This window comes from Streptomyces sp. NPDC001700 (genome assembly GCF_053596435.1).
The window spans coordinates 438,188-462,205 of the sequence record NZ_JBSFGE010000003.1; the positions used below are offsets into that span (position 1 = coordinate 438,188).

18 protein-coding genes and 1 tRNA gene are annotated in these 24,018 nt (G+C 72.6%); 9 read left to right on the plus strand and 10 right to left on the minus strand.

Translation table 11 applies throughout. The features are described 5' to 3' along the window. Window positions 1-6 precede the first annotated feature (6 nt). The 7 genes from ACWC5C_RS07725 (at window position 7) to ACWC5C_RS07755 (ending at window position 7,937) form a co-directional block, all read left to right on the plus strand. The gene (locus tag ACWC5C_RS07725) at window positions 7-1,455 is read left to right on the plus strand and encodes a hypothetical protein (RefSeq protein ID WP_385436303.1); all 1,449 of its coding nucleotides are present in this window, start codon (window positions 7-9) and stop codon (window positions 1,453-1,455) included. A 107-nt stretch (window positions 1,456-1,562) separates the two neighbouring features. Continuing rightward, window positions 1,563-1,994, plus strand: coding sequence for a hypothetical protein (locus tag ACWC5C_RS07730; RefSeq protein WP_385436302.1), 432 nt, complete (start codon window positions 1,563-1,565; stop codon window positions 1,992-1,994). 2 nt (window positions 1,995-1,996) lie between these two features. Next, window positions 1,997-3,913 carry a PAS domain S-box protein gene (locus ACWC5C_RS07735; RefSeq protein ID WP_450874561.1) on the plus strand — a complete coding sequence of 639 codons (1,917 nt, stop codon included), beginning with the start codon at window positions 1,997-1,999 and terminating at the stop codon, window positions 3,911-3,913. Beyond that, window positions 3,910-4,587 (plus strand): response regulator, encoded by a 678-nt coding sequence (locus ACWC5C_RS07740; protein ID WP_450874562.1) that lies wholly within the window; start codon window positions 3,910-3,912, stop codon window positions 4,585-4,587. Before ACWC5C_RS07735 ends, ACWC5C_RS07740 begins: the two co-directional genes overlap by 4 nt. A gap of 173 nt (window positions 4,588-4,760) precedes the next feature. Beyond that, window positions 4,761-5,450, plus strand: coding sequence for a response regulator (locus tag ACWC5C_RS07745; protein WP_450874563.1), 690 nt, complete (start codon window positions 4,761-4,763; stop codon window positions 5,448-5,450). Continuing rightward, entirely contained in the window at window positions 5,447-7,078 is a 1,632-nt protein-coding gene (locus ACWC5C_RS07750) for a GAF domain-containing sensor histidine kinase (RefSeq protein ID WP_450874564.1), read from the plus strand. Before ACWC5C_RS07745 ends, ACWC5C_RS07750 begins: the two co-directional genes overlap by 4 nt. A gap of 43 nt (window positions 7,079-7,121) precedes the next feature. Further along, on the plus strand, window positions 7,122-7,937 hold the full coding sequence (locus tag ACWC5C_RS07755) for a polyprenyl synthetase family protein (RefSeq protein ID WP_450874565.1): 816 nt from the start codon (window positions 7,122-7,124) through the stop codon (window positions 7,935-7,937). Between the two features lie 953 nt (window positions 7,938-8,890). On the opposite strand, the gene ACWC5C_RS07760 is transcribed toward ACWC5C_RS07755, so the two are convergent. From ACWC5C_RS07760 to ACWC5C_RS07770, 3 genes are read right to left on the minus strand one after another with little or no spacing between them, the layout of a single operon-like run. Continuing rightward, a complete protein-coding gene (locus ACWC5C_RS07760; RefSeq protein ID WP_450874566.1) occupies window positions 8,891-10,063 on the minus strand; it encodes a glycosyl hydrolase family 8 in 1,173 nt (390 codons plus the stop codon). Further along, entirely contained in the window at window positions 10,060-10,230 is a 171-nt protein-coding gene (locus ACWC5C_RS07765; RefSeq protein WP_450874567.1) for a hypothetical protein, read from the minus strand. Before ACWC5C_RS07765 ends, ACWC5C_RS07760 begins: the two co-directional genes overlap by 4 nt. 35 nt (window positions 10,231-10,265) lie before the next feature. Beyond that, window positions 10,266-10,619 carry a PRC-barrel domain-containing protein gene (locus ACWC5C_RS07770; RefSeq protein WP_450874568.1) on the minus strand — a complete coding sequence of 118 codons (354 nt, stop codon included), beginning with the start codon at window positions 10,617-10,619 and terminating at the stop codon, window positions 10,266-10,268. 139 nt (window positions 10,620-10,758) lie between these two features. Between ACWC5C_RS07770 and ACWC5C_RS07775 the strand changes: the two genes are divergently transcribed. Continuing rightward, window positions 10,759-10,926, plus strand: a complete 168-nt coding sequence (locus ACWC5C_RS07775) for a hypothetical protein (RefSeq protein WP_009716824.1) — start codon at window positions 10,759-10,761, stop codon at window positions 10,924-10,926. 76 nt (window positions 10,927-11,002) lie between these two features. Here ACWC5C_RS07775 and ACWC5C_RS07780 read toward each other — a convergent pair whose 3' ends face one another. Then, complete coding sequence (locus ACWC5C_RS07780; RefSeq protein ID WP_450874569.1) at window positions 11,003-11,878, minus strand: RNA polymerase sigma factor SigF; 876 nt, start codon at window positions 11,876-11,878, stop codon at window positions 11,003-11,005. Window positions 11,879-12,463: 585 nt separating this feature from the next. On the opposite strand from ACWC5C_RS07780, the gene ACWC5C_RS07785 reads away from it, so the two are divergent. Then, window positions 12,464-12,537: transfer RNA gene (locus tag ACWC5C_RS07785), tRNA-Thr, on the plus strand. 64 nt (window positions 12,538-12,601) lie between these two features. Here ACWC5C_RS07785 and ACWC5C_RS07790 read toward each other — a convergent pair. The 6 genes from ACWC5C_RS07790 to ACWC5C_RS07815 all read right to left on the minus strand — a co-directional run bounded on the left by ACWC5C_RS07790 (window position 12,602) and on the right by ACWC5C_RS07815 (window position 23,997). Continuing rightward, the gene (locus ACWC5C_RS07790; RefSeq protein WP_450874570.1) at window positions 12,602-14,143 is read right to left on the minus strand and encodes an alpha/beta hydrolase; all 1,542 of its coding nucleotides are present in this window, start codon (window positions 14,141-14,143) and stop codon (window positions 12,602-12,604) included. Between the two features lie 203 nt (window positions 14,144-14,346). Then, window positions 14,347-15,567 carry a DNA polymerase III subunit delta' gene (locus tag ACWC5C_RS07795; protein ID WP_450874571.1) on the minus strand — a complete coding sequence of 407 codons (1,221 nt, stop codon included), beginning with the start codon at window positions 15,565-15,567 and terminating at the stop codon, window positions 14,347-14,349. 69 nt (window positions 15,568-15,636) lie between these two features. Then, window positions 15,637-18,858, minus strand: coding sequence for a dTMP kinase (gene tmk / locus ACWC5C_RS07800; protein WP_450874572.1), 3,222 nt, complete (start codon window positions 18,856-18,858; stop codon window positions 15,637-15,639). A gap of 91 nt (window positions 18,859-18,949) precedes the next feature. After that, window positions 18,950-21,868, minus strand: a complete 2,919-nt coding sequence (gene topA / locus ACWC5C_RS07805; protein ID WP_450874573.1) for a type I DNA topoisomerase — start codon at window positions 21,866-21,868, stop codon at window positions 18,950-18,952. A 209-nt stretch (window positions 21,869-22,077) separates the two neighbouring features. Further along, entirely contained in the window at window positions 22,078-22,275 is a 198-nt protein-coding gene (locus ACWC5C_RS07810) for a hypothetical protein (protein ID WP_385436268.1), read from the minus strand. Window positions 22,276-22,434: 159 nt separating this feature from the next. Then, entirely contained in the window at window positions 22,435-23,997 is a 1,563-nt protein-coding gene (locus ACWC5C_RS07815) for a DUF7059 domain-containing protein (protein WP_450874574.1), read from the minus strand. Between the last annotated feature and the right edge of the window lie 21 nt (window positions 23,998-24,018).

The following is a 24,018-nucleotide window of genomic DNA, read 5'->3' on the forward strand; positions in this document are numbered from 1 at the left end:
AAGGCCATGCCTGAGTACGACGACTGGGATGATGTTCCGGAGGACAGGGATGTTCCCGAGTACGAGGAGAAATCCCCGGCCGGGGGCGACCCGGGAAACAAGAACAAGAAGAAGTTCACCTGGAAGACCGTCCTGCTCGCTCTCGTGGTCTTCGCGATCGTCGGATCGCTCGTGCAGGTGATCGCGCGCGGTGGCTTCGGTGGCGCCCTCGACACCACCGGCAACGGAGGCGGCGGCGCACCGAAGAAGGGGCATCCGCAGGAGCGGCAGGAGGTACGGCCGCCCAAGCAGCCCAAGACCATCAAGCTGGGCAACCAGCGCATTCCGCAGGCGTCCGGCCCGATCATCGTGCTCAACCCGGGCCTGGTGACCCCCGGCGGCAAGGCGACGGTCGAGGGCGGCGGCTTCGGCAAGAAGTCCACCGTGGACCTGCTGCTCAAGGCGCGGGCGTCGGACACCAAGGGCCGGACGATCGGCAGCGTCAAGACCGACCGCTACGGCTCGATCTACGCCCGGTTCACCGTGCCCGAGTCGAACAGCGGGCGGCCCGCCACCCTGGTCGCCCAGCAGCGCGGCAGCACCAACGCGGCCGAGGCCAAGGTGATCACCGGCGGCGCGGTCGGCACCGCGCGGATCAACAAGATGGTCGGCCGTCCCGGTGACATCGTCATGGTCAGCGCCCATGGCTTCCGGCCCGGTGAGTCGATCGACGTGTTCTGGGGCCGGACCACCGGCACCCCCGTCACCACGCTGCACACCGACAGCGGCGGCAGCGTGGGCCGCGCGGACATCAAGGTCGGGGTGGCCCCGACCGGCAACAGCACGCTGGTCCTGGTGGGCAAGCGCAGCAAGACCACGGCCACCGCGCCCTTCCAGATGCTGGCCATGTACCCGTCTATGAAGTCCAAGCCGTACGCGCTCAAGGCCGGTCAGCGGATCACGCTGTCCGCCAACAAGTTCGCGCCCGGCGAGCGGGTGCTGGTCTACATCAACCGCAACAGCGGGCTGCCCGCCTTCACCGCCCAGGCGAACGGCATGGGCCAGATCCGCGACGTGGCGTTCAACGTGCCGTTCGGGCTCAAGGGGCGCCAGACGCTGATGGCGATCGGCGACCAGAGCCGGGCCGTGGTGCGCTCCGGGTTCACCGTGCTGCCGTACTCCCCGTCCGCCGAGCCCAGCGCCTTCGGCGGCAGGGCGGGCACCACGCTGAGCTTCTACGTCGCGGGCTTCGCCCCGGGCGAGACGGTGGTCGCGTACGCCGGGTCCGGCTCCACCGGGCAGCGGAAGATCGGGACCTTCCAGGTGGACGAGCGCGGCAAGGCCTCGGCGGTGGGCTCGTACCGGATCACCGCGGCCGACGAGAACGGCGTCGCCTTCCAGCTCATCGGCCAGAAGAGCGGTGGCATCGCGAAGGCGAGCATCAACATGTCCTCGGGCCACGGACAGAACGACTAGGACAGACGCCCGAGCGGGAACGTGGGCCGGTCCGTCCGGCCGCCCCAAGAGGCCGGGGCCCACGTTCGCGATAGTCCGGAGATGTACCATGCGTCCTGGAGTGTCCTATGAGTATTATTTTCGGCCCGAACTCGCGAAGAGTCCTCCAGTTCCTGACCCATATCGAGGACCTCTCTCCCGAAGAAATCGACCGGGTGGCCGATCTGTGGAAGCAGACCTCCAGCCAGACCCGGGCCGAGGGATGGGCGGAGGTCCACCGCACCACGACCGACGAGGAGCGGTACCGCATCCTCGTGGCCGCCTCCGTGGCGCGCCGCGCCGCGCTGGACGCGGCCAAGAACCACCGCCGTCACGACTGGGCCTTCTGGGCCGCGGTGTGGGACGCCGCGGCGGCGGTCGCCGTGTGCGATCGCATCGGAAGCCACTACAACGTGCTGGTCGCGCCGCTCGCCGCGGTCATGCCGTCGCTGTCGCACTGCCGGCGCGATGAACTCAGCGTCCGCGAGCTGCAGGGTGCCGTCCTCAAGGGAGGTGGGTAGCGATGGGTGACGACCGCATCGACGTTGTAGTGGCCGATGACGACCCGGCGGTCCGGGAAGCCCTCGCCGACCTCATCGACTCCCACCCCGACCTGGAGCTGGTGGGGCTCGCCATCGACCACGAGCAGGCCGTGCACGAGGCGGTCGAGCACCACCCCCGCGTCGTGATCATGGACGTGCACATGCCCAAGGGCGACGCCCCGGGCAGCGTCCGCGCCATCCGTGACCAGGCCCCCGACGCCCGCGTGGTCGCGCTGTCCGCCCACGGCGACCGCGAGACCGTGCTCAACATGCTGGCCGTCGGAGCCACCGGCTACCTGGTCAAGGGCACCCCCGCCGAGGAAATACTCGAAGCGATCAACCGGGCCGCCCGCGACCAGTTCTCCATGTCCGCCGATCTGCTCACCGACTGCGCCGAGCCGCTGCGCCGCGCCGACCGCGCCTCCTGGCGCTTCGAGGACCTGGTGGGCGGGCGGCTGGAGGAGTCGTACGTGGACCTCCTCGGCCACGCCCCCTGCGGCGTGCTGGTCCTCGGCTCCCGCGGCCGGATCGAGTTCGCGAACGCCCACGTACGGCACATGTTCGGCTACAGCTCGACCGAGCTGCGCGACAAGCGGCTGCGGGACCTCGTCCCCGAGCGCTACCGCACCGCCTCCGAACAGCTCGTCGGCCGGGTCTTCAGCGCGCCCTCCGCGATGGCGGGCCGCCGCCGGGACGGCACCGAGTTCCCCGCCCAGTTCAGCGGCGGCCATCTGCAGGGCAAGCGGGCCCGCGGCGTCGTCTTCGTCGCCGACCTGAGCCAGCTGCGGGCCGCCGAGAGCCGGTTCCGCCAGCTCATCGAGTCCTCGCCGGACGCGATGATGATCGTCGACGCCGCCGGGCGCATCCAGGCCGCCAACAACCGCACCGAAGGCCTCTTCGGCTACGACCGCGACCACCTCATCGGCCGCGCCGTCGAGGCGCTGCTGCCCGACCAGCCGCTGACCGTCTCGCTGCGCGAATGGGACGAGGCCGAGGAGCCGCTCGGGCACAGCATGGAGCTGGTCGGCCGCCGCAGCGACGCCAAGCAGTTCCCGGCCGACGTCAGCGTCAGCCCGCTGCGCACCGAGGAGGGGCTGCTGTCCGTCCTGACCGTCCGGGACATCACCGAGGTGCAGCGCGCCCAGTTCGTCCTGGAACGCAGCCTGGAGCTGCTGGAGGTCACCGACCGGGACCGGCAGGCCCTGCTCAGCCATCTCGTCCACGCCCAGGAGGCGGAGCGCGGGCGGATCGCCGCGGACATCCACGACGACACCATCCAGGTGATCACCGCGGCCAGCCTCCGGCTCCAGCAGCTGCGGCGGCGGCTGCGGGACCCGGAGGAGCAGCGGGTGATGGACAAGCTGGACGAGACCCTGAAGCTCTCGCTGAGCCGACTGCGCCAGCTGATCTTCGACCTCCGGCCGTCCAGCCTGGAGCACGGCTGCCTGGCCGCCGCGCTGCGCGGGCTGCTGGAGCAGATCCGTACCGAGACCGGGCTCACCTACCGCCTGGAGGACCGGCTCGCGGCCAAGCCGCCCGCCGAGACCATGGCGCTGATCTACCGGACCGCGCAGGAAGCCCTGATGAACGTGCGCAAGCACGCCCGCGCGAAGACGGTGCACGTCCAGCTGCTCGGGCTCGACGAGGGCTGTCTCGTACGGATCGTCGACGACGGCAGGGGCTACAACCCGCTGGAGGTCGAGTCCCGCCCGGGCCACCTCGGGCTGTCCCTCATCCAGGAACGCGCCCAGATCGCGGGCGGCTGGTGCCGTATCGAGAGCGCGCCGGGCACGGGCACCACCGTCGAGTTCTGGGTGCCGCTGGGCGAACCGCCGGTCCCGGCCCTCGGCGCGCCGTCCATCGGCTCCCCCTCATCGGAAGGGGAACCGGAACCGTGACCGCCCCGGCGGAGCTGACCAAGGTCCTGATCGTCGAGGACCACCGGGTGGTCGCCGAGGGGCTGTGGGCGCTGCTGGCCGAGTACGGGGACCTGACCGTCGTCGGGTGGGCCGACTCGGTCGCCGAGACCGTGCCCATGGCCAAGGAGCTGTCGCCCGATGTTGCCCTGATCGACTTCCGGCTGCCCGACGGCACGGGGGCCGACGCGGCCGCGGGCATCCGGGCGCACGATCCGTCCTGCGCGATCGTGATCCTCAGCGCCGACGCCAGCGACTCGGCGCTGCTGGCCGCGGTCGAGGCGGGCGCCTGCGGCTATCTGCTGAAGTCGGCGAGCGGCGACGAGATCGCCTCGGCCATCCGCTCCGCCGCCGAGGGCGAGACCCTGATCCCGGCCAGCACCCTGGTCGAGGTGCTGTCCCGGAACCGCGAGTCCGCGCGCTCGACCGCCGAGCAGACCGGGCGGCTGGAGAGCCTGACCCGGCGCGAGCAGGAGATCCTCACCCTGATGAGCCAGGGCCTGGACAACCGGGCGGTCGCGGAGCGGGTGAGCATCAGCTACGCGACCGTCCGCACCCATGTGCGCAAGATCCTGGAGAAGCTTGAGGTGCGCTCGCAGCTGGAGGCGGTGGCCAAGGCCACCGAGTGGGGCTTCAGGCCCGTAGACCCGGAGTGAGGCTTTCGGCCCCTCGGGCCCCTCCGCCAACCGGGGGCGGACGAATGGGGGACAAAATCCCCCGACTGATGGAATTCCGGACACCGCTCACCGGGTTCCCTTCCCGTACGCCTAGCTGGACGCTCCGTTCCGTTGTTCCCGTCGTTCTCCTTCTCGTGGGCAGGTGAGTCAACGTGGCGCTTCGCGTTCTGATCGCAGACGATCACGCGGTGGTCCGGCAGGGCCTGCGCATGATCCTTGGGCTCGACGACGAGATCAAGGTGGTCGGCGAGACGACCAACGGCCGCGAGGCCGTACGGCTGGCCCGGGAGCTGTGCCCCGACGTCGTCCTCATGGACCTGCTGATGCCCGTGATGGACGGGGTGTCGGCCACGGCGGAGATCCGCCAGGACATCCCCGAGGTCGAGGTCGTGGCGCTGACCAGCTCCCTCGACGACGCGATGGTGATGGGCGCGGTACGGGCCGGGGCGATCGGCTTCCTGCTGAAGAACGCCGAGGCCGACGACCTGCGGAACGCGGTGAAGTCCGCGGCCGCCGGACAGATCCATGTCTCCCCCGCCGCCATCTCCCGGCTGATGGGCCAGGTCCGCGAGCCGAGCGGGCCCGAACAGCTCACCGAGCGGGAGACCGAGGTGCTGACCATGCTGGCCCGGGGCAAGGCCAACAAGGAGATCGCCCGCGATCTGCGGATCGGCCAGCAGACCGTGAAGACGTACGTGAGCCACATCCTGACCAAACTCGGCGTCCACAGCCGGACCCAGGCGGCGGTGTACGCGGTGCAGTCGGGCCTGGTACCGGCCGGTGAGCTGACCCCGCCCGAGGCGCTGGAGTCCACGACGAGGGAGCAGTGGTGGTCGGCGTGATCGCTTTCGGGATACACGGGCACGAGCACGGACACGGTGAGGGCCGCGGCTTCCCGTTCCGGTGGCGGCGGCGCCGCGCGGCGCTCGCCGAGGTCACCGAGCGGGTCCTGGCGGGCGACCCCGGCGACGAGGTGCTGCGGCTGATCGCCCACCGGCTGCGGGAGCTGCTGGGCGCCGACCTGGCGCGGGTGATGGTGCTGGAGCCGGGCGACGTCCTGGCCGTACGCGCCGTCGACGGCACCCCGGACGCCATCCCGCGCGGGCTGCTGACCCCGGGCGGGTCCGCGCCCGCCCGCAAGGCGATCCGCGCCGGACGGCCCACGGTCTCCGGCGGCCTCGGCCTCTTCCACCGCGTCCCGCACGACGCGGCCCTGGCCTCCGTACTGGACGCGCCGCTGCTGGTGCGCGGCCAGGCGGCGGGCGTGATCGAGGTGGCGACGCGGCGCGGCGGACGGCGGCTCACCCGCGCCGATGTGCGGACCGTCCGGATGTTCGCGGAGCCCGCCGGGCTCGCCGTGGCCCGGCTCCGCGGCCGCGAACAGCTGCGCCGGGTGGCCGCCACCACGGCCGCGGCCGCCGGGCAGGGTTCCGTACGGCGCACGCTGGACGCCCTGGCCGGGGGCGCGGTGGCCCGTACCACCGCCGCGAGCTGCACCGTCTACCTCCTGGAGCCCGGCCCGGGCGCCATCCTGCGCATGGCGGGCGGCGGCCACGGGCATACCCCGCCGTCCCGTAAGCCCGCGCTGGAGGCGATCGCGGGCGCCACGCCCGTGATCCACGAGGGCCTGTCCGGGGCCGGACAGACTCCGGCGCGGGGCGCGGTGGCCGCCTGGCCGCTGCTGCGCGAGACCACCGTGATCGGCGCGATGTGCTGCCACTTCCCGGCGGGCCGCCGCCCCGGCGAGACCGATATGACCGTCCTGGAGGTGATCGCGGGCCATGCGGCGTGCGCGGTGGAGCACGACCGGCAGCGCGCGGCGGCCCGTGAGACGGCCGTACGGGAGGAACGGCAGCGGGTCTCCCGGGAGCTGCACGACTCGGTCTCGCAGGCCCTTTACGGCATCGCCCTGGGCGCCCGTACCGCCCGCGAGCTGCTGGAACGCGATCTGGCCGAGCCGACTGGCGTGGCCGAGCTGGCCCAGCTCGCCGAGCCGATCGAGTACATCAGGCGGCTCGCGGACGTCGCGATCGCCGAGACCCGGACCCTGCTGTGCCAGCTGCGGCCCGAGTCCCTGGAGGCCGAGGGCCTGGTCGCCGCGCTCACCCAGCACGTGGAGACGCTGCGGGACCGGTACGGCATCACGGCCGAGGCCATGCTCGGGTCCGAGCCGGAGACCACGCCGGAGGCCAAGCACGCCCTGTACCGGATCGCGCAGGAGTCGCTGCACAACATCGCCAAGCACTCCCGGGCCCGGAACGTCACCCTCCACCTGCTCAGCGGCCCCGGAACGGTCACCCTGACCGTGGCCGACGACGGCGTGGGCTTCGACTCCCAGGGCACCTTCCCCGGCCATCTGGGCCTGCTCTCGATGCGCGAACGGGCCCGTGAGGTGGGCGGCACCCTGCTCGTGGACAGCCGCCCGGGACAGGGCAGCCGGATCCGTGCCACGGTCCCGGCCGAACCCTAAGGACATATGAGACATTACTGACCCCCTACGAGAGGACCCCCGAGTGACCGTCGCCGGAAACCACACGCTCCGGAACCCCACGCGGGAACCGGACCTGCGGGCCGCGCTGGCGGCGGTCGAGGACGCCCTCGTGGAGGCGACGCGCAGCGACATGCCGTTCATGGCCGAGGCCGCACGGCATCTGGCGCGCCCGGGCGGCCGCCGGTTACGGCCACTGCTGGTGCTGCTGGCCGCCCGGTTCGGCGACCCGGACGCGCCGGGCGTGGTGCCCGCGGCGGTCGTCGTCGAGCTGACCCATCTGGCGACGCACTACCACGACGACGTACGGCACGAGACGAACGCCTCGGTCGCCGTGCTCATCGGCGACTTCCTCTTCGCCCGGGCCTCAGGGCTCCTGGCCGGTCTCGGACCGAGGGCCGTACGGCTCCAGGCCGACGCGTTCACCTGCCTGGTCACCGGCCAGATCCTGGAGACGACCGGCCCCCGCGACGGCCACGACCCCGTCGCCCACCACCTGCGCACCCTGGCCGCCCGCAGCGGCGCCCTCACCGCCGCCTCCGGCCGCCTCGGCGCGCTGACCTCCGGCGCCCCCGAGGAGATCGCGGACGCGCTCGCGGTGTACGGCGAACGCCTGGGCGTGGCCCGCCACCTGGCCGCCGAACTGCGCTCCCCGGTCCACGGCGCCCCCACCCTCCCGGTCCTCCTCTCCGGCGACCCGACAGCCCCGGCCCTGGCGGAGGCCCGCCACGAGGTACACCGCCAATGCGCCGCGGCCCGCAAGGCGCTCACCTCCCTCCCCACCGGCCCAGCCCGCACAGCCCTGACGGAACTGTGCGAAGCGGTGACCCAGGAGATCTGACTCCCGAGGCACGCCCCGGGCCCCGTCACCCGAGCCCGCCTACGCCCAAAACGGCGGCCTCCGGAACCCCGACGCCCAAGCCCACCGACACACTGCGCCCCGCGGTCGACGCCCCGAAGCCGCCGAGCGTTCTGACGGCCGATATCGGAGACCGCCAACGCCCGGAACCCGTAATACCCGGGACTCCCAACGCCCGGGCGGCCGACCTCCCGGACAGTCCACGGCCAGGACGGCCGAATACCCAGCTCAGGCCCCCACGCTCAGGACGGCTGATCACCCCGCGACAGCGCCTCCCGGAAGCGCCGCAACCGGGCCAACACCCCAGGGGGCCACCGCCTCCCGCCGACATACCGCCCGCGCCATGACCCGCCGCACCGCCGCACCGCCGCGCCCCAAGCGCCCCCACGCTAGGACGGCCAACACCCGGGACCCTGGCACCCCGGCGCGCCCATGCCCAGGACCGCCGACACGCCCGCCGAGCAACGCCCAACGGCCGATACCCGGGCCCCCGACGCCCGGACGGCGACCTCCAGGGCCGCCCCAGCCAGGATGGCCGGTACGCCGCATAGGCCGACGCTCAGGACGGCTGATCACCACGCGACAGCGCCTCGCCGAAGCGCCGCAGCCGGGCCAGCGCCCCCGGGTCCAGCGCCTCCCGCCGACGTACCAGCGCCCGCGCCATGGCCCACCGCACCCCCGCGCCCGCGCACCGGCACTCGTCCACGCCCCCGCGAGCGCCACCGCACCGACCCTCGCCCGCGCCCCCGCACGGGTACCGGCACCGGCACTCGTCCACGCCCGCGCCCGCGCCACCGCACCGGCAGGCCTCCGCGCCACCGCTCCGTCGTCCCCTGTGCGTCCTCACCCCACGGAAACCCCCGCCCACCGCCGTCCGATTCCACCCCCGGGAAGCCGGGGCACTCCGGGGAAGCCGGGGCACCCAGGGACCCGGCCTACGGGGGCCACCAGTTGTGGCTGGCCATCAGCATCACCTGCAGCTGCACGCTCGCCGAGTAGTAGCGGCCCGGGTCCGGCGGGGACGCCGCCATCCACGCCCACAGCGCGTCCAGCCACTCCTGCCCGCCGCCGCCCACCAGCGCCGCCACCGCGAACGGCGCGACGAACGCGCCCGCCGCGCCCTCCCCGTACGCCGCGCCGTCCAGCCGGTATCCGCACCGGATGCGGCCCGGGTCGCCGTGCGTCGCCGCGCGCATCCAGCGCCCCATCCGGGTGGCCGCCGCCCGGGACCGCGCGTCGCCGCTCACCGCCGCGTCCGTACCGAGCCGCCAGGGATCGCGGCAGGCGTTCCAGTGCAGGTCACCGTCGTGCTCGCTCTCCAGCACCCGCCCCGGCGCGGGCTTCGGATCGCTTCCCGCGTCCACCACGAAGTCCGGCAGCAGCCCCGTGTCCGGCGCGTACCGCCGCTGCAGGTCCCCGGCCAGCGACAGATGCGTGTCCAGCACCGCGCCCCACCGCGGATCCCCCGTCGCCGCGTGGAACGCCCTGAAGTGGCCGGGCATCCAGTCCGAGGTGCGGGAGACCTCGTCGAAGTGGCCCGAGGACCAGTCGCCCAGCTTGATCGGCCCGCCCGCCACGGGCAGCCCCGCCTCCCGGATGGCGTCGATGCGCCGTATCGCCAGCGCTCGGTAGCCGTCGGCGTCGCCGTCGCCGTCACTGTCACCGTCGCCCCACTGCCGGTCCGCGAGCAGCAGCCCGTACGCGATGTCCAGGTCACCGTCGGTCGCGGAATTGGCCCCTCCGACGTCCCGGCCCGCCCCATCCTGCTGGGCGGCGTGCAGACCGGGATGACCGGCGGACGGATGCGCGAGGACATACCGGAGGATCCCGTCGAAAACCTCCCGGGCCTCGGGGTCCGCGCCCGCCATCAGCGCGCTGATCACCATCCCGTACCCCTGCGCCTCGGCGACGTACGGATACGCGGCATCGGGGGCGTACACCGCGTACATGCCATCGCCACGCGGCCGTACGAAGTACCGCTTCCACAGCCGGTAGTGCTCCAGCACCACCCCATCGGCCCCCGCCGCACCGCCGGAGAGCCGCAGCGTGCCGGGGGCGTACGGGAACGCATGGCCGCCGAACGGAACGGCAGCCCGCCCCGCGCTCATCGCAGCGACCGGTGCCGCGCCCGCCGCGCCCCGTGCACGGCCAGGAAGATCAGGTCGGCCACGAACACCGCCACCCCGACGACCAGCAGATACCCCAGCCCGTGCACCACCGTGCCGATGAGCCCGAGCACCATCGCCACGATCACGAAGAAGAGGAAGAGAGCCACCGCGCGACACCTCCCCGGCCGGTAGGGGGCGAGCGTCAGCGGCGGGCGAGCCGCCGTTCGCCCGCGCTCGCCTGGTACGCCTTGCCGTAATACTGGAAGATCGCGCCCTCCTCCTCGGCGGGCAGCACATCGTCCACACCGAGCGACGGCGCCTTCTTCACCAGCGACCGCGCGTACGACACCTTCACATAGCCCGGCCCCACGATCGCGTCGTCCACGGGGACGAAAACCAGGCGGTGCCGCATGGGCGCCCCGGTCCGTACCGTCGCCATCTGCGGCTCGTCGGTGGACGTGGACACATAGACCGACTCCAACGCGCCGATCTTGCGCCCCTCGTCGTCCACGACATCGCGGTCGCGCCACTCACGGATATCAGCCGGCTGGATCATGACCATCACCCTCTGCCTGCCCTGGCCGCCACCCTCTACCCCTCCAGGCTGCGCCTCGCGGCGGCGTTCGACAACTGACCGAAATGATCAGGCGTGTGCGCGGAGGGCAGGGGTACTCGGGCGGCGGAGGTTGATAATCATGGTCCCCCTTCTCGTGGTACTGCTCCTCGCGCTCCTTCTCTTCGGTGCCGGGTTCGCCCTGAAGGCACTGTGGTGGATCGCCGTGATCGTTCTCGCGGTCTGGCTGCTCGGCTTCATCGTCCGTCCCACGACGGGCGGCCGCCGTGGCCGCTGGTATCGCTGGTAGCACACCACAAAAAGAGTGGGGCCCGACCGGATTCCCGGTCGGGCCCCACTCATATGCCCCTAGAGCGACCAGCGCCCTAGTCGGCCAACATCCCACGCCGCAGCCGCGTCAGCGCCTTCGTGAGCAGCCGCGACACATGCATCTGCGAGACACCCAGCTCCGCGCCGATCTCGGACTGGGTCATCTCCTCGCCGAACCGCATCTGGAGGATGCGCCGGTCCCGTTCACCGAGCTGCTCCACCAGCGGCTTGAGAGCGTGCAGGTTCTCCACGACCTCCATGGCCGGGTCGACCTCACCGATCCGGTCCGCGTACGTGGTGACGCGGGTCGTACCGGTCTCGGGATCAGCGGGCGCGTCCAGCGACGAGGTGCTGTAGCCATTGCTGGCCACCAGCCCGTCGAGGACCTCCTCCTCGCTCAGCTCCAGATGCTCGGCCAACTCAGTCGTCGTCGGCGACCGGTCGAACCGCTGGAACAGCTCCTCGTTCGCCTTGGCCAGATCGATCCGCAACTCCTGCAGCCGACGCGGCACATGCACCGCCCAGCTGGTGTCACGGAAGAACCGCTTGATCTCACCGACGATGTACGGAACGGCGAAGGTCGTGAACTCCACCTCGCGGCTCAGGTCGAACCGGTCGATCGCCTTGATCAGCCCGATCGTCCCGACCTGAACGACGTCTTCCATCTCCACCGAGCGATTCCGGAACCGCCGGGCGGCGTACCGCACCAGCGAGAGATTCAGCTCGATCAGGGTGTTGCGCACGTACTGATAGTCGTGCGTCCCCTCTTCCAACTCGGTCAGACGGTCAAGGAAGACCTTGGTCAGCGCTCGAGCGTCCTGTGGCGTCACCTTGGTCGGGTCCGCTACGGCCGGCAGGCCCACCACCGCGCACGTCCGCTCAGCCTCCCCCGCCGTCAGCTCCGACGAATCCACGGTTGCCGTGCCGTTCACTTCGCCCTCCCTGCCCTTCGGCTTGTTTCAGCTGAACGAGGACCCGCCTACCCATCATTCACACCCCCATGCCCATTTTCCTGGAGCGATGACGACGCTCCGCGGACGACCTGCGCACTTCAGCCCCCAACTGACGTAGACAGCCGCCCCGTTGGGCCTCCCCCGCAAAGACCACCACCCCGCGACGAACCACCGGCCTTCCCCAACTCGTCTACGACGGTGATCAGCTAAGGAAGGTGAGAGCCAGATGGGCCCCCTGTTCAGCGTGTTGATGGTCGTCGCGACCTTCATAACGATCGCCACATTCTTCACCAAAGCGGCCAAATCCGAATCAAGGGACACCCCCCTGAACGGCAACCGCCGCAAGCGCGGCTCCGGCAGCTGGTGGACCGGCGGAGGCGGAGACTCCTCCTGCGGCGGCGGCTCCTCCTGCGGCGGAAGCTCATCCTGCGGCGGAGGGGGCGGCGGAGGCGGTGGCGGAGGAGGCGGCTGAACCGAACTCCGTCGCCCCGGAACCTCGTACGGAGCACCCCCCGAGACTGTGTAGACTTGGCGAAGCTGCTGCTGCCGATCAGGCACCAGCATGCCGCCTTAGCTCAGTCGGCCAGAGCGACGCACTCGTAATGCGTAGGTCAAGGGTTCGATTCCCTTAGGCGGCTCACCTGAAGCCCAGGTCACACACATCGTGTGACCTGGGCTTTTTGCGTGGGTTCCGCCGGGCGGTCAGGTGCAGCGGCGGTGGGTGGGGGTGCGGCCGGTGAGGAGGTAGGTGTTGATCGCGGTGTCGACGCAGCGGCTGCCTCGGGCGTAGGCGGTGTGGCCGTCGCCGTCGTAGGTGAGGAGGGTGGCGGAGGTGAGCTGGGAGGCGAGGGCGCGGGCCCAGCGGTACGGGGTGGCGGGGTCGCGGGTGGTGCCGACGACGACGATCGGGGCGGCGCCCTTGGCGCGGAGGCGGTGGGGGCGGCCGGTCGCGGGGACGGGCCAGTAGCCGCAGTTCAGGGCGGACCAGGCCAGGGACCTGCCGAAGACGGGGGACGCCTTCTCGAAGGCGGGGAGGGACGTGCGGACGTCGGCGGGGGTGCGGAAGGCGGGTGGCAGGTCGAGGCAGTTGACGGCGGGGTTGGCGTACATGAGGTTGGCGTAACGGCCGTCGGTGTCGCGTTCGTAGTAGAGGTCGGCGAGGTTCAGCAGGCCCTCGCCGTCGCCGCGCCGGGCCGCGCGGAGGGCGGTGCGCAGTTGGGGCCAGGCGCCCTCGTCGTACATCGCGGTGATCACGCCGATGGTGGCGAGGGATTCGGTCAGGGCACGGGAGCCGCCGGTGGGGACCGGGTGGGAGTCGATGCGGCGGAAGAGGGCGCTGAGCTGCTTGCGGGCGCCCGCCACGGAGCCGGTGCCGAGGGGGCAGCCGGAGCGGCGGAGGCAGTCCCGGGCGAAGGCGGTGAAGGCGGTTTCGAAACCGGCGGTCTGGTCGCGGTTCATGCGCCGGGAGGTCAGCGTGGGGTCGAGGGCGCCGTCGAGGACGAGGCGGCCGACGCGGGCCGGGTAGAGGTCGGCGTAGGTGGCGCCGAGGAAGGTGCCGTAGGAGGCGCCGACGTAGGCGAGTCTGCGGTCGCCGAGGGCCGCGCGCAGCAGATCCATGTCGCGCGCCGCCTCGACGGTCGAGACATGGCGGAGGACTCGGCCGGAGCGTTCGGCGCAGCCGCGCGCGAACTTCTTGTACGCGGCGACGAGGCGGCGGGTTTCGGCGGCGTCGTCGGGGGTCTGGTCGGTCCGGGTGAAGGCGTCCATCTGCCGGTTGCTCAGGCAGGTGACGGGTTCGCTCCCGGCCACGCCGCGCGGGTCCATGGCGACCAGGTCGTACCGCGAGCGGACCGCCGACGGGTAGCCGATCGCCGCGAAGCTCTGCAGATAGCCGATCGCGGAGCCGCCGGGGCCGCCGGGGTTCACCTGGAGCGAGCCGATGCGGCGGGCGGGGCGGGTGGCCTTCTTCCGGGAGACCTCCAGCTTCACGTCGTGGCCGGTGCCGGGCCGGGCGTAGTCGAGCGGGGCCTTGAGCGTGGCGCAGTCGAAGCCCGCGCCGCCGGGGCACTTGTGCCAGCTCAGGGTCTGTTCGTAGTAGGGCTTGAGGGCGGCGGGGACGGTTTTCGGCATGGAGGCGGCGGCCTCCGGCGCCGGGGCTCCGGCGGAGCAGCCGGAGAACAGCAGAGCGGCGCCTGCGACGGCGACGCCGATGGTGGTGAGCGTGCTGCTGCGGCTGGTGGCCATCGGCGGGTCCCTCGGGTCGCGGGTGCCGCCGAGAAGTCGACGGCGATACGGAGGGTATCCGTCCGGCTACGCTCCATCGCCCGCGTCCTCACTCGTACGGGTGAGGACGCACGGGACGCACGGGACGCACGGCTGAGGGCGCACAGGGAAGGGCACGCGCCCCAAGGCCCCGCCGGGCTCGGCGCCAGGGCCCCGCCGGGCGCTCAGCCCGCGCGCAGTGCCATGGTCATCGCCTCCACCGCCAGCAGCGGCGCCACATTGCGGTCCAGCGCCTCGCGACAGGCCGAGATCGCCTCGATCCTGCGCAGCGTCCGCTCCGGCTTCGAGCCCGAGGCCACCCGCTCCAGGGCGTCCCGTACGTCGGTGTTGGCGAGCGCGACCTGGGAGCCGAGCTGGAGGGCCAGCACGTCCCGGTAGAAGCCCGTCAGCTCGGTCAGGGCCAGGTCGAGGGTGTCGCGCTGGGTGCGCGTCGCGCGGCGCTTCTGGCGGTCCTGCAGGTCTTTCATGGCCCCGGCCGTGCCGCGCGGCAGCCGCCCGCCCGTACCGGCGGCGGCGCCGAGCGCGGCGCGCAGCTCCTCGGTCTCCTTGGCGTCGACCTCCTCCGCGACCTGCTTGGCGTCCTCGGCCGCCGCGTCGACCAGCTCCTGCGCCCCCTTGAGGCAACCGCCCACGTCGTCGACGCGCAGCGGGAGCTTCAGCACCGCCTTGCGGCGGGTCCGGGCCCGCTCGTCGGTGGCCAGGCGACGCGCGCGGCCGATGTGCCCCTGGGTGGCGCGGGCGGCGGAGGCGGCCAGCTCGGGGTCGATGCCGTCACGGCGGACGAGGATGTCCGCGACGGCGTCCACCGGGGGCGTACGGAGGGTCAGGAGGCGGCAGCGGGAGCGGATGGTGGGCAACACGTCCTCCAGGGAGGGCGCGCACAGCAGCCATACGGTGCGCGGCGCGGGCTCCTCGACGGCCTTCAGCAGCACGTTGCCCGCGCCCTCGGTGAGCCGGTCGGCGTCCTCCATGACGATCACCTGCCACCGGCCGCTCGCGGGGGAGAGCTGGGCGCGGCGGACGAGTTCGCGGGTCTCCTTGACGCCGATGGTGAGCATGTCCGTACGCACCACCTCCACATCGGCGTGCGTACCGACCAGCGCGGTGTGGCAGCCGTCGCAGAAGCCGCAGCCGGGGGCGCCGCCGAGCGCCCGGTCAGGGCTCACGCACTGCAGCGCGGCGGCGAAGGCGCGGGCGGCGGTGGCCCGGCCGGAACCGGGCGGGCCGGTGAACAGCCAGGCGTGCGTCATCTTCGAGGACGCCATGGGCTCGGAGACGGGCTCGGCCGACTTACCAGCAGTGACCAGCGCGTCCGCGTCGCCCGCGGCAGCGGTCAGCTGGGCCGCTACTCGGTCCTGTCCGACCAGGTCGTCCCATACCGCCATGGCTGCCTCCGCCGTTCGTGCCCAACGCGTCCCATTGTGGGGCACCCCACCGACAACGCCGCGAGGCGGTCAGCGGCGACGCCGACCGCCGCCGCCCTCGTCGTCGCGGTCACCGAGGAGTTCGTCGGCGAGCGTCGGGAGGTCGTCCAGCGGGGTCTCCTCCGCCCAATCCGGACGCGGGCGCCGACGGCGCGACTGGTCCTGGCCCTGACCCTGGCCCTGGCCCTGCGGCTGGTGCTGGTCGTACTGCGGCAGCTCCCGCGTACGGTCGCTCTCCTGCGCCTGGTCCTGGGTCTGGCCCTGCTCCTGCTGCTCCTTGCGGAACATCCACGGCGGAACCCGGTCGGCCGGATCGGCGGGCCGCTCCTCCTGTGCGGGACGACGCTCGTCCCGTACGGGCGGCAGGACAGCCGTCTCGTCGGTCGCGGAGGACGGCGCCTGCGGCTGAGGCAGGACCGTGGTCTCGTCGGCGTCCGGATCCCGCTGGGGGCGCACGGGCGGGAGTACGGCCGTCTCGTCAACGCCCGGCCCGTCCGCGCCCGGCCCGTCCGCGTCACGCTCACGGGGATCACGGGCCGTCCGCGGGTCAAAGCGCGGCGTACGCACCGTCTCCGCCACATCGGCCGGCTCCGGCGCACCCGCCGACTCCCGCGTCTCCGGCGCATCGGACGGCTCCGGCGCCTCCGGCACCTTCGGCAGCTCCGTCTCCAACGTCGGGGCGTCCGCCGCCATCCGCGCCTGCTCCGACCGCAGCAGCGCCTCCTCCATCTTGCGCTGCTCCTCCTGGCGGCGCGCCGCAGCCTCGGCCCGCTCCTGGGCCTGCGCCTCCGCCTTGAGGCGCAGCCGCTCCTGCTCGGCGGCGCGGGCGCGGTCCTCGGCCTCGATGCGCTTGCGGTCCTCCTCGGCCCGGCGGCGCGCGTCCTCGGCTCGCTTGCTGGCCTCCTCCGCCTGCCGCTCGGCCTCGCGCTGCCGCGCCTCCTCCAGCTCGCGGCGCTTGCGCTCCTCCTCCTCGGCGCGCGCCTTGGCCAGCGCCTCCTGGCGCTCGCGCTCCAGCCGCTCCTCCTCCGCCTTGCGGGCGGCCTCCTCCTCGGCCTTGCGGCGCGCCTCTTCCTCCGCCGCCTTCCGGGCCTCCTCCTGGGCCTTCAGCTCCGCCTCCGACAGCGGCAGCATCTGGTCCAGGCGGCGGCGTACGACCGTGGTGACCGCCTCCGGCACCTGCCCGGCGTCCACCACCAGGTAGCGGGCCGGGTCGGCGGCGGCGAGGGCGAGGAACCCGGAGCGCACCCGCTGGTGGAACTCGGCGGGCTCGGACTCCAGCCGGTCCGGGGCCTCGGTGAAGCGCTCGCGTGCGGTCTCCGGGGAGACGTCCAGCAGCACCGTCAGATGCGGCACCAGGCCGTCGGTCGCCCAGCGGGAGATGCGGGCGATCTCGGTCGCGGCGAGGTCGCGGCCCGCGCCCTGGTAGGCGACGGACGAGTCGATGTAGCGGTCGGAGATGACGACCGCGCCGCGCTCCAGGGCGGGACGGACCACCGAGTCGACGTGTTCGGCGCGGTCCGCCGCGTACAGCAGCGCCTCCGCGCGGTGCGAGATCCCCGCCGACGAGACGTCGAGCAGGATCGAGCGCAGCCGCTTGCCGATGGCGGTCGCGCCCGGCTCGCGGGTGACCACCACCTCGTGACCCTTGGCCCTGACCCATTCGGCCAGCGCCTCGACCTGCGTGGACTTGCCCGCGCCGTCACCGCCCTCGACGGCGATGAAGAAGCCGGTCTCGGCCGGGGCCTCGTCCGCGCCCCCGCCGCGCAGCAGCGCCTCGCGCAGGTCGCGGCGGAGCGGGACGCCCTGCCGGTCGTCGGTGCGGCCGAGGACCAGCGCGGCGATGGGCAGCAGCAGCGCGCCGACGAGCATGAGCGTGAAGGCCGCGCCGCCGTGGGCGAACACGAAGTCGCCGCTGCCGAGCCGGTGCGGTCCGATCACGGCGGCGAGCAGCGGGGCGACGACCGCGCCGAGCCCGACCGCGACGCGGACGACGGCGTGCAAGTGCTCGGTCATCCGGTGACGGCGCGACTCCTCCAGCTCCTGGTCCAGGAGGGAGTGGCCGGTGTTCGCCGCGACACCGGCCGACAGACCGGCGAGCAGCGCGATCATCAGGACGGTCGTCGCGTCGTGCACCAGGCCCGCCGCGAGCAGCGCGAGACCGGTCAGCGCGACCGACAGGGCGAGCAGGCGGCGCCGCGAGAGCCCCGGGAGCACCTTGGGCGCCGAGCGGATGCCGATCGCCGGGCCGCCGCTGAGCACGAGGACGAGCAGCGAGAAGCCGACCGGGCCGCCGCCCAGGTCCACGGCCTGCAGCGCGGCGACGCCGACGGCCGCGGCGATCGCGGCCGCCACTCCGGCGCAGGCGAGGATCAGCAGCGGCGCCGCGCCGGTACGGCCCTTGTCGGCACCGGTGCCGGAGGCGGCGCGCGGACGGCGCAGTCCTTCGAGCGGGGAGCGCGTACGGGGCGTCTGCGCGCCGGGCAGCTCCACGAAGTAGAGGACCGAGATGGACGCCGCGAACAGCCCGGCGCCGACGTACGAGCCGAGCGCGGCCTGATGGGCGTGGAACCAGCTGACGCCCGTCCCCAGCAGCCTGCCGATGAGCATGACAACGAGAAGCCCGGCGGCGGCCAGCGGCACGCTGAGGAAGTTCGTCCGCAGCGAGAGCCGCCGCAGCGCGTCCATGTGGTCCGGCAGCGGACGTACGGCTGCACCCTCGACGGGCGGCGCGGGGAGCAGCGCGGGGGCCGCGTCGTCCTTGGCGATGGTCCAGAAGCGTTCGGCGACACCCACGACGAAGGTCGTGATGAGCAGCCAGGCGATGGCGTCGTCGGGCGTCCAGTCGATCCACAGCGGTGCGATGAGCAGCAGGACGAGCCGCAGCCCATCCGCGCCGATCATGGTCCAGCGGCGGTCCAGCGGGCCGGACGGACCGATGAGCGCGGAGAGCGGGCCGAGGAGGGCCGCGCCGAACAGCAGGGTCGCCAGGAGCCGCATGCCCAGCACGGCCGCGACCGCCAGCGCCGCCCCTCGATATCCTCCGCCGAAGGAGCCGGCGGCCACCGCGGCCTGGAGCGACAGCAGTACGAGCACCAGCACGGCCAGCGCGTCCGCGGTACCGCCGACGAGTTGGGCGCTCCAGAGCCGTCGTAGCGGCGGATAGCGCAGGAGGGCTCGGACGGCACGCTCGCGGGAGTCCGCGGCAAGGGCGCCGGAAGTGGGGGTCACGTCCGTAGGCTGCTCTCGCGTCATCCCGCCAGCCTATCCGGATCACGTGAATCCACGTCCCCCCGGCCGAACAAACGGGCGGGGGCACGCGGATGACATGGCCGCGACCAGGCGTTTACTCCGCCTTGGCCGCCGTTTTCCCGGCCGTGGCCGTCTTGGTCGCGGTGGTCTTCTTCGCGGCCGTCTTCTTGGCCGGGGCCTTCTTCGCCGCGGTCGTGGTCTTCTTCGCCGCGGTCTTCTTGGCGGCCGTCTTGGTGGCCGTCTTCTTCGCGGTGGTGGTCTTCTTCGCCGCCGTCTTCTTGGCCGGGGCCTTCTTCGCCGCCGCCTTCTTGGCGGTCTTCTTGGCCGGGCCCTTGGCGCGCTTCTCCGCCAGCAGCTCATAGCCGCGCTCGGCCGTGATCGTCTCGACGTCGTCGTCCCGGCGCAGCGTCGCGTTGGTCTCGCCGTCCGTGACGTACGGGCCGAAGCGGCCGTCCTTGACCACGACCGGCTTCTCGCTGACCGGGTCGGTGCCCAGCTCCTTCAGCGGCGGCTTGGCGGCGGCCCGGCCGCGCTGCTTGGGCTGCGCGTAGATCGCCAGCGCCTCGTCGACCGTGATGGTGAAGAGCTGCTCCTCGCTCTCCAGCGAGCGCGAGTCGGTGCCCTTCTTCAGATACGGGCCGTAGCGGCCGTTCTGCGCGGTGATCTCGGTGCCCTCGGGGTCGGTGCCGACCACGCGCGGCAGCGACATCAGCTTGAGCGCGTCCTCCAGGGTCACCGTGTCCAGGGACATCGACTTGAAGAGCGAGGCGGTGCGCGGCTTGACCGCGTTCTTGCCGGTCTTCGGGGTGCCGTCGGGCAGCACCTCGGTGACGTACGGACCGTAGCGGCCGTCCTTGGCGATGATCGGGCGCCCGCTGTGCGGGTCGGTGCCCAGCTCGAAGTCGCCGCTCGGCTTGGCGAGCAGCTCCTCCGCGAACGCCACGGTCAGCTCGTCCGGCGGCAGCTCGTCGGGGACGTCGGCGCGGTGGCCGGTCTCGCCCTCGGTCTGGGACGGGCGCTCGACGTACGGGCCGTAGCGGCCGACGCGCAGCATGATCCCGTCGCCCACGGGGAAGGACGAGATCTCCCGGGCGTCGATCGCGCCCAGGTCGGTGACCAGCTCCTTCAGACCGCCGAGGTGGTCGCCGTCGCCGTTTCCGGCCTCGGCCGCGGCGTTCGCGCCCGCGTCGCCGCCGTCGGCGCCCTCCGCGCCCTCACCGAAGTAGAACCGCTTGAGCCACGGCACGGCCTGGGCCTCGCCGCGAGCGATGCGGTCGAGGTCGTCCTCCATCTTCGCGGTGAAGTCGTAGTCGACCAGTCGGCCGAAGTGCTTCTCCAGCAGGTTGACCACGGCGAAGCTCAGGAAGGACGGCACCAGCGCGGTGCCCTTCTTGAACACATAGCCGCGGTCGAGGATGGTGCCGAGGATCGTGGCGTACGTCGACGGACGGCCGATCTCGCGCTCTTCCAGCTCCTTGACCAGCGACGCCTCGGTGTAGCGGGCCGGGGCCTTGGTGGCGTGGCCGTCGGCGGTGATCTCCTCCGCGGTGAGCCGGTCGCCCTCGGAGACCTGCGGCAGACGGCGCTCGCGGTCGTCCAGCTCGGCGTTCGGGTCGTCGGCGCCCTCCACGTAGGCCTTCATGAAGCCGTGGAAGGTGATCGTCTTACCGGAGGCGGAGAATTCCGCGTCCCGGCCGTCGCTCGCCCGGCCGCCGATCTTGACGGTGACGGAGTTGCCGACCGCGTCCTTCATCTGGGAGGCGACGGTCCGCTTCCAGATCAGCTCGTAGAGCCGGAACTGGTCACCGGTGAGACCGGTCTCCGCCGGGGTGCGGAAACGATCACCCGAAGGGCGGATGGCCTCGTGCGCCTCCTGCGCGTTCTTCACCTTGCCCGCGTACGTCCGCGGCTTGTCCGGCAGGTAGTCGGCGCCGTACAGCTGCGTGACCTGCGCCCGGGCCGCCGCCACCGCCGTGTCCGAGAGGATGGTGGAGTCGGTGCGCATATAGGTGATGTAGCCGTTCTCATACAGCTTCTGCGCGACCTGCATGGTGGCCTTGGCGCCGAAGCCGAGCTTGCGGCTGGCCTCCTGCTGCAGCGTCGTCGTACGGAACGGGGCGTACGGCGAGCGGCGGTACGGCTTGGACTCGACGGACCGCACCGAGAAGGCGGTGTCCGCGAGGGCGGCGGCCAGGGCGCGGGCGTCCGCCTCGTCCAGGTGGAGGACGTTCGACCCGTCCTTGAGGACACCGAGCGAGGTGAAGTCGCGGCCCTGGGCGACCCGGCGGCCGTCGACTGCGGACAGCCGGGCGCCGAAGGTGCCCGGATCGCTGACGTCACCGGCGCGGCCGGTGGCGAAGGTGCCGGTCAGGTCCCAGTACTCGGCGGAGCGGAAGGCGATGCGCTCGCGCTCGCGCTCGACGACGAGCCGGGTGGCCACCGACTGGACGCGGCCCGCGGACAGCCCCCGCATGACCTTCTTCCACAGGACCGGCGAGACCTCGTAGCCGTAGAGGCGGTCGAGGATGCGGCGCGTCTCCTGGGCGTCGACCAGGCGCTTGTTCAGCTCACGCGGATTGGCGACGGCCTCGCGGATCGCGTCCTTGGTGATCTCGTGGAAGACCATCCGGCGGACCGGGACCTTGGGCTTGAGGACCTCCTGGAGGTGCCAGGCGATGGCCTCGCCCTCCCGGTCCTCATCGGTGGCGAGGAAGAGTTCGTCGGACTCGGCGAGCAGCTCCTTGAGCTTCTTGACCTGGCTCTTCTTGTCCGCGTTCACCACGTAGATGGGCTGGAAGTCCCGCTCGACGTCCACACCGAGCCGACGGACCTCGCCGGTGTACTTGTCAGGTACCTCGGCCGCACCGTTCGGCAGGTCCCGGATGTGCCCGACGCTCGCCTCGACCACGTAGCCCGGGCCCAGGTAGCCCTTGATCGTCTTCGCCTTGGCAGGCGACTCGACGATAACGAGTCGGCGGCCGCCCTGTGCGGTCTCGCTGGTGGTCGGGGACAACTTCGCTCTTCTCTCCGGTCGACGCTCGGTGAACGGGCGCTGCAGCGCGGGTAACGCGTACACGGCCCTCTACGGTGACGCTGCGGAGTGTGACGGTACATCCCGCCCCCGTGTCAAACGGAAAAAGCCCGCAACGCCACTCGAACGGTAACCCGACAAGCGTCCTGTCTGCCGCCCGGACCGGCACAAGCCTCGCGGAAGGCGCCCTGTCAGGCGTAACCGAGGCACCAGATCCCGCCGCCCAGGGAGGCGGCGGCGAAGAGAAGGGAGAGGGTCGCGGAAGCGACGGGACTCACACCGTCGGCGACCGGCGCGCGCAGCCGCAGCCGCACCGCTGTCCACAGCAGCAGGGCCGCGCCGAACAACACGAATGCCGTTCCGGCGAAGATCGCAGGTCCGCTCTCCATGACCGGAGCGTGACACGCGCCGGAGGCGTCCGGACGAACCCCGGGTGAACGGTGCGCGACCGCCCTTTCCGGACGCGTTCACCACCCGGGCGGCGGCTTCCCGCCAGGCGGGGGCAAGGGGGCGCGCGCCCCACGCCCCCGGCGTACGCCCCGCGTGTGCTACGGAACCTCGTCGGCCACCGGCTGCAGAAAGCCCTGTTCGACCAGGAGCCGGATGGACTCCGGGGTGCGGTCGCGCAGCACCACCGGGTCTTCCCCGAGCAGCTGGGCGATCGCGTCCAGGATCCGGCCCGCGCTCAGCGTGCCGTCGCACACCCCCGCGAACCCCGCGCTCACCGTGTCGACCTTGGTCGCGCGCCGCATGCCCCGGTTCTGCCGGAGCACCACGTGCTCGGGGTCCTCCATGCCGGGCAGCCCGACCTGCTCCTGGACGACCTCGTCGGCGAGCCGGAAGCGGGCCGTCAGCAGCGCCGCGTCATCGTGCGCGCGCAGGAAGTCCTGCCGGTCGAAGTGGGCCGCCACGGCCTCCCCCAGCGGCTGCTCGACCGGATGTGGCCACTCCTCCACCGTCACCGACGGCCGGTCGGCGCCGGACTTGCGCAGTGTGATCCAGCCGAAGCCGATGGCCGTGGTCCTGCTCGCCTCGAACTCGTCCAGCCAGGCGTCGTAGCGCGCCGCGTACGCCTCGGGCCCGGCGAGGTGCTCGCCCGCGTCCCGCAGCCACAGCTCGGCGTACTGCGCGACGTCCTGCACCTCGCGCTGCACGATCCAGGCGTCGCAGCCGGGCGGCACCCAGGAGGCCAGCCGCTCGCGCCAGTCCTCCCCCTGGACGTGCTGCCAGTTGGCGAGCAGCTGGCACCAGCCGCCGTCGCCGAGATGCTCCGCCGACTGCTGGACGAGGGTGCGGCACAGATCGTCCCCGGCCATGCCGCCGTCCCGGTAGACCAGCCGGTCGTCCTCGGCCGAGCGGGGCGAGATCACGAACGGCGGGTTGGACACGATCAGGTCGTACGTCTCGCCGCCGACCGGCTCGAAGAGCGACCCCTCGCGCAGATCCGGCTCCGGCGCCCCGGACAGGGCGAGGGTGAGCCGGGCCATGTCGAGGGCGCGCGGATTGGGGTCGGTGGCGGTGACACGGGCGGCGTGGCGGCTCGCGTGCAGCGCCTGGATGCCGGAGCCGGTGCCGAGGTCGAGGGCGCGCTTGACGGGCGTACGGATGGTGAGCCCGGCCAGCGTGGTGGACGCGCCGCCGACGCCGAGGACGAGCCGCGCGCGCTCCTCGGCCCCACGGGCGCCGCCGGGTCCGCCGATGCCCGCGGCGCCGCCGACCGCGCAGCCGAGGTCGGAGACGATCCACCAGTCCTGGCCCTCGGGGCCGCCGTAGGGGCGCACATCCACGCTCGCGCGCACCTCGGAGCCGTCCGGCACGAGCCAGCCGTCGGTGAGGCAGTCGGGCACCGGCAGGGCCTCGGCCGCCCGTTCGTGGGGGACCGAGCGCTGCAGCAGAAAGAGCCGCACCAGGATTTCCAGCGGGCTGCCGCCCCGGGCCGCGCGCAGCGCGGGGACGGTCTCGCCGCGGGCCAGGGCGGCGTAGGCGGACGCGCCGAGCAGATCCAGCAGGCCGTCAGCGGTGAACGAGGCGGCCAGCAGTGCTTCGCGCAGGCGGGCGGTGCGCTCGGGGTCGGGGATCGGGAGGCGGGACGAGGGCTGGTGCGTACTCACGCCCCCATTGTCGGGGCAACC

Bases quoted from the DNA above. Each gene is read 5' to 3' on its own strand.
- ACWC5C_RS07795 (WP_450874571.1), bottom strand. From the start codon at position 15,567: ATGGCGGTATGGGACGACCTGGTCGGACAGGACCGAGTAGCGGCCCAG.
- ACWC5C_RS07730 (WP_385436302.1), top strand. From the start codon at position 1,563: ATGAGTATTATTTTCGGCCCGAACTCGCGAAGAGTCCTCCAGTTCCTG.
- ACWC5C_RS07735 (WP_450874561.1), top strand. From the start codon at position 1,997: ATGGGTGACGACCGCATCGACGTTGTAGTGGCCGATGACGACCCGGCG.
- ACWC5C_RS07760 (WP_450874566.1), bottom strand. From the start codon at position 10,063: ATGAGCGCGGGGCGGGCTGCCGTTCCGTTCGGCGGCCATGCGTTCCCG.
- tmk (WP_450874572.1), bottom strand. From the start codon at position 18,858: ATGACGCGAGAGCAGCCTACGGACGTGACCCCCACTTCCGGCGCCCTT.
- ACWC5C_RS07770 (WP_450874568.1), bottom strand. From the start codon at position 10,619: ATGATCCAGCCGGCTGATATCCGTGAGTGGCGCGACCGCGATGTCGTG.
- ACWC5C_RS07775 (WP_009716824.1), top strand. From the start codon at position 10,759: ATGGTCCCCCTTCTCGTGGTACTGCTCCTCGCGCTCCTTCTCTTCGGT.
- ACWC5C_RS07810 (WP_385436268.1), bottom strand. From the start codon at position 22,275: ATGGAGAGCGGACCTGCGATCTTCGCCGGAACGGCATTCGTGTTGTTC.
- ACWC5C_RS07790 (WP_450874570.1), bottom strand. From the start codon at position 14,143: ATGGCCACCAGCCGCAGCAGCACGCTCACCACCATCGGCGTCGCCGTC.
- ACWC5C_RS07725 (WP_385436303.1), top strand. From the start codon at position 7: ATGCCTGAGTACGACGACTGGGATGATGTTCCGGAGGACAGGGATGTT.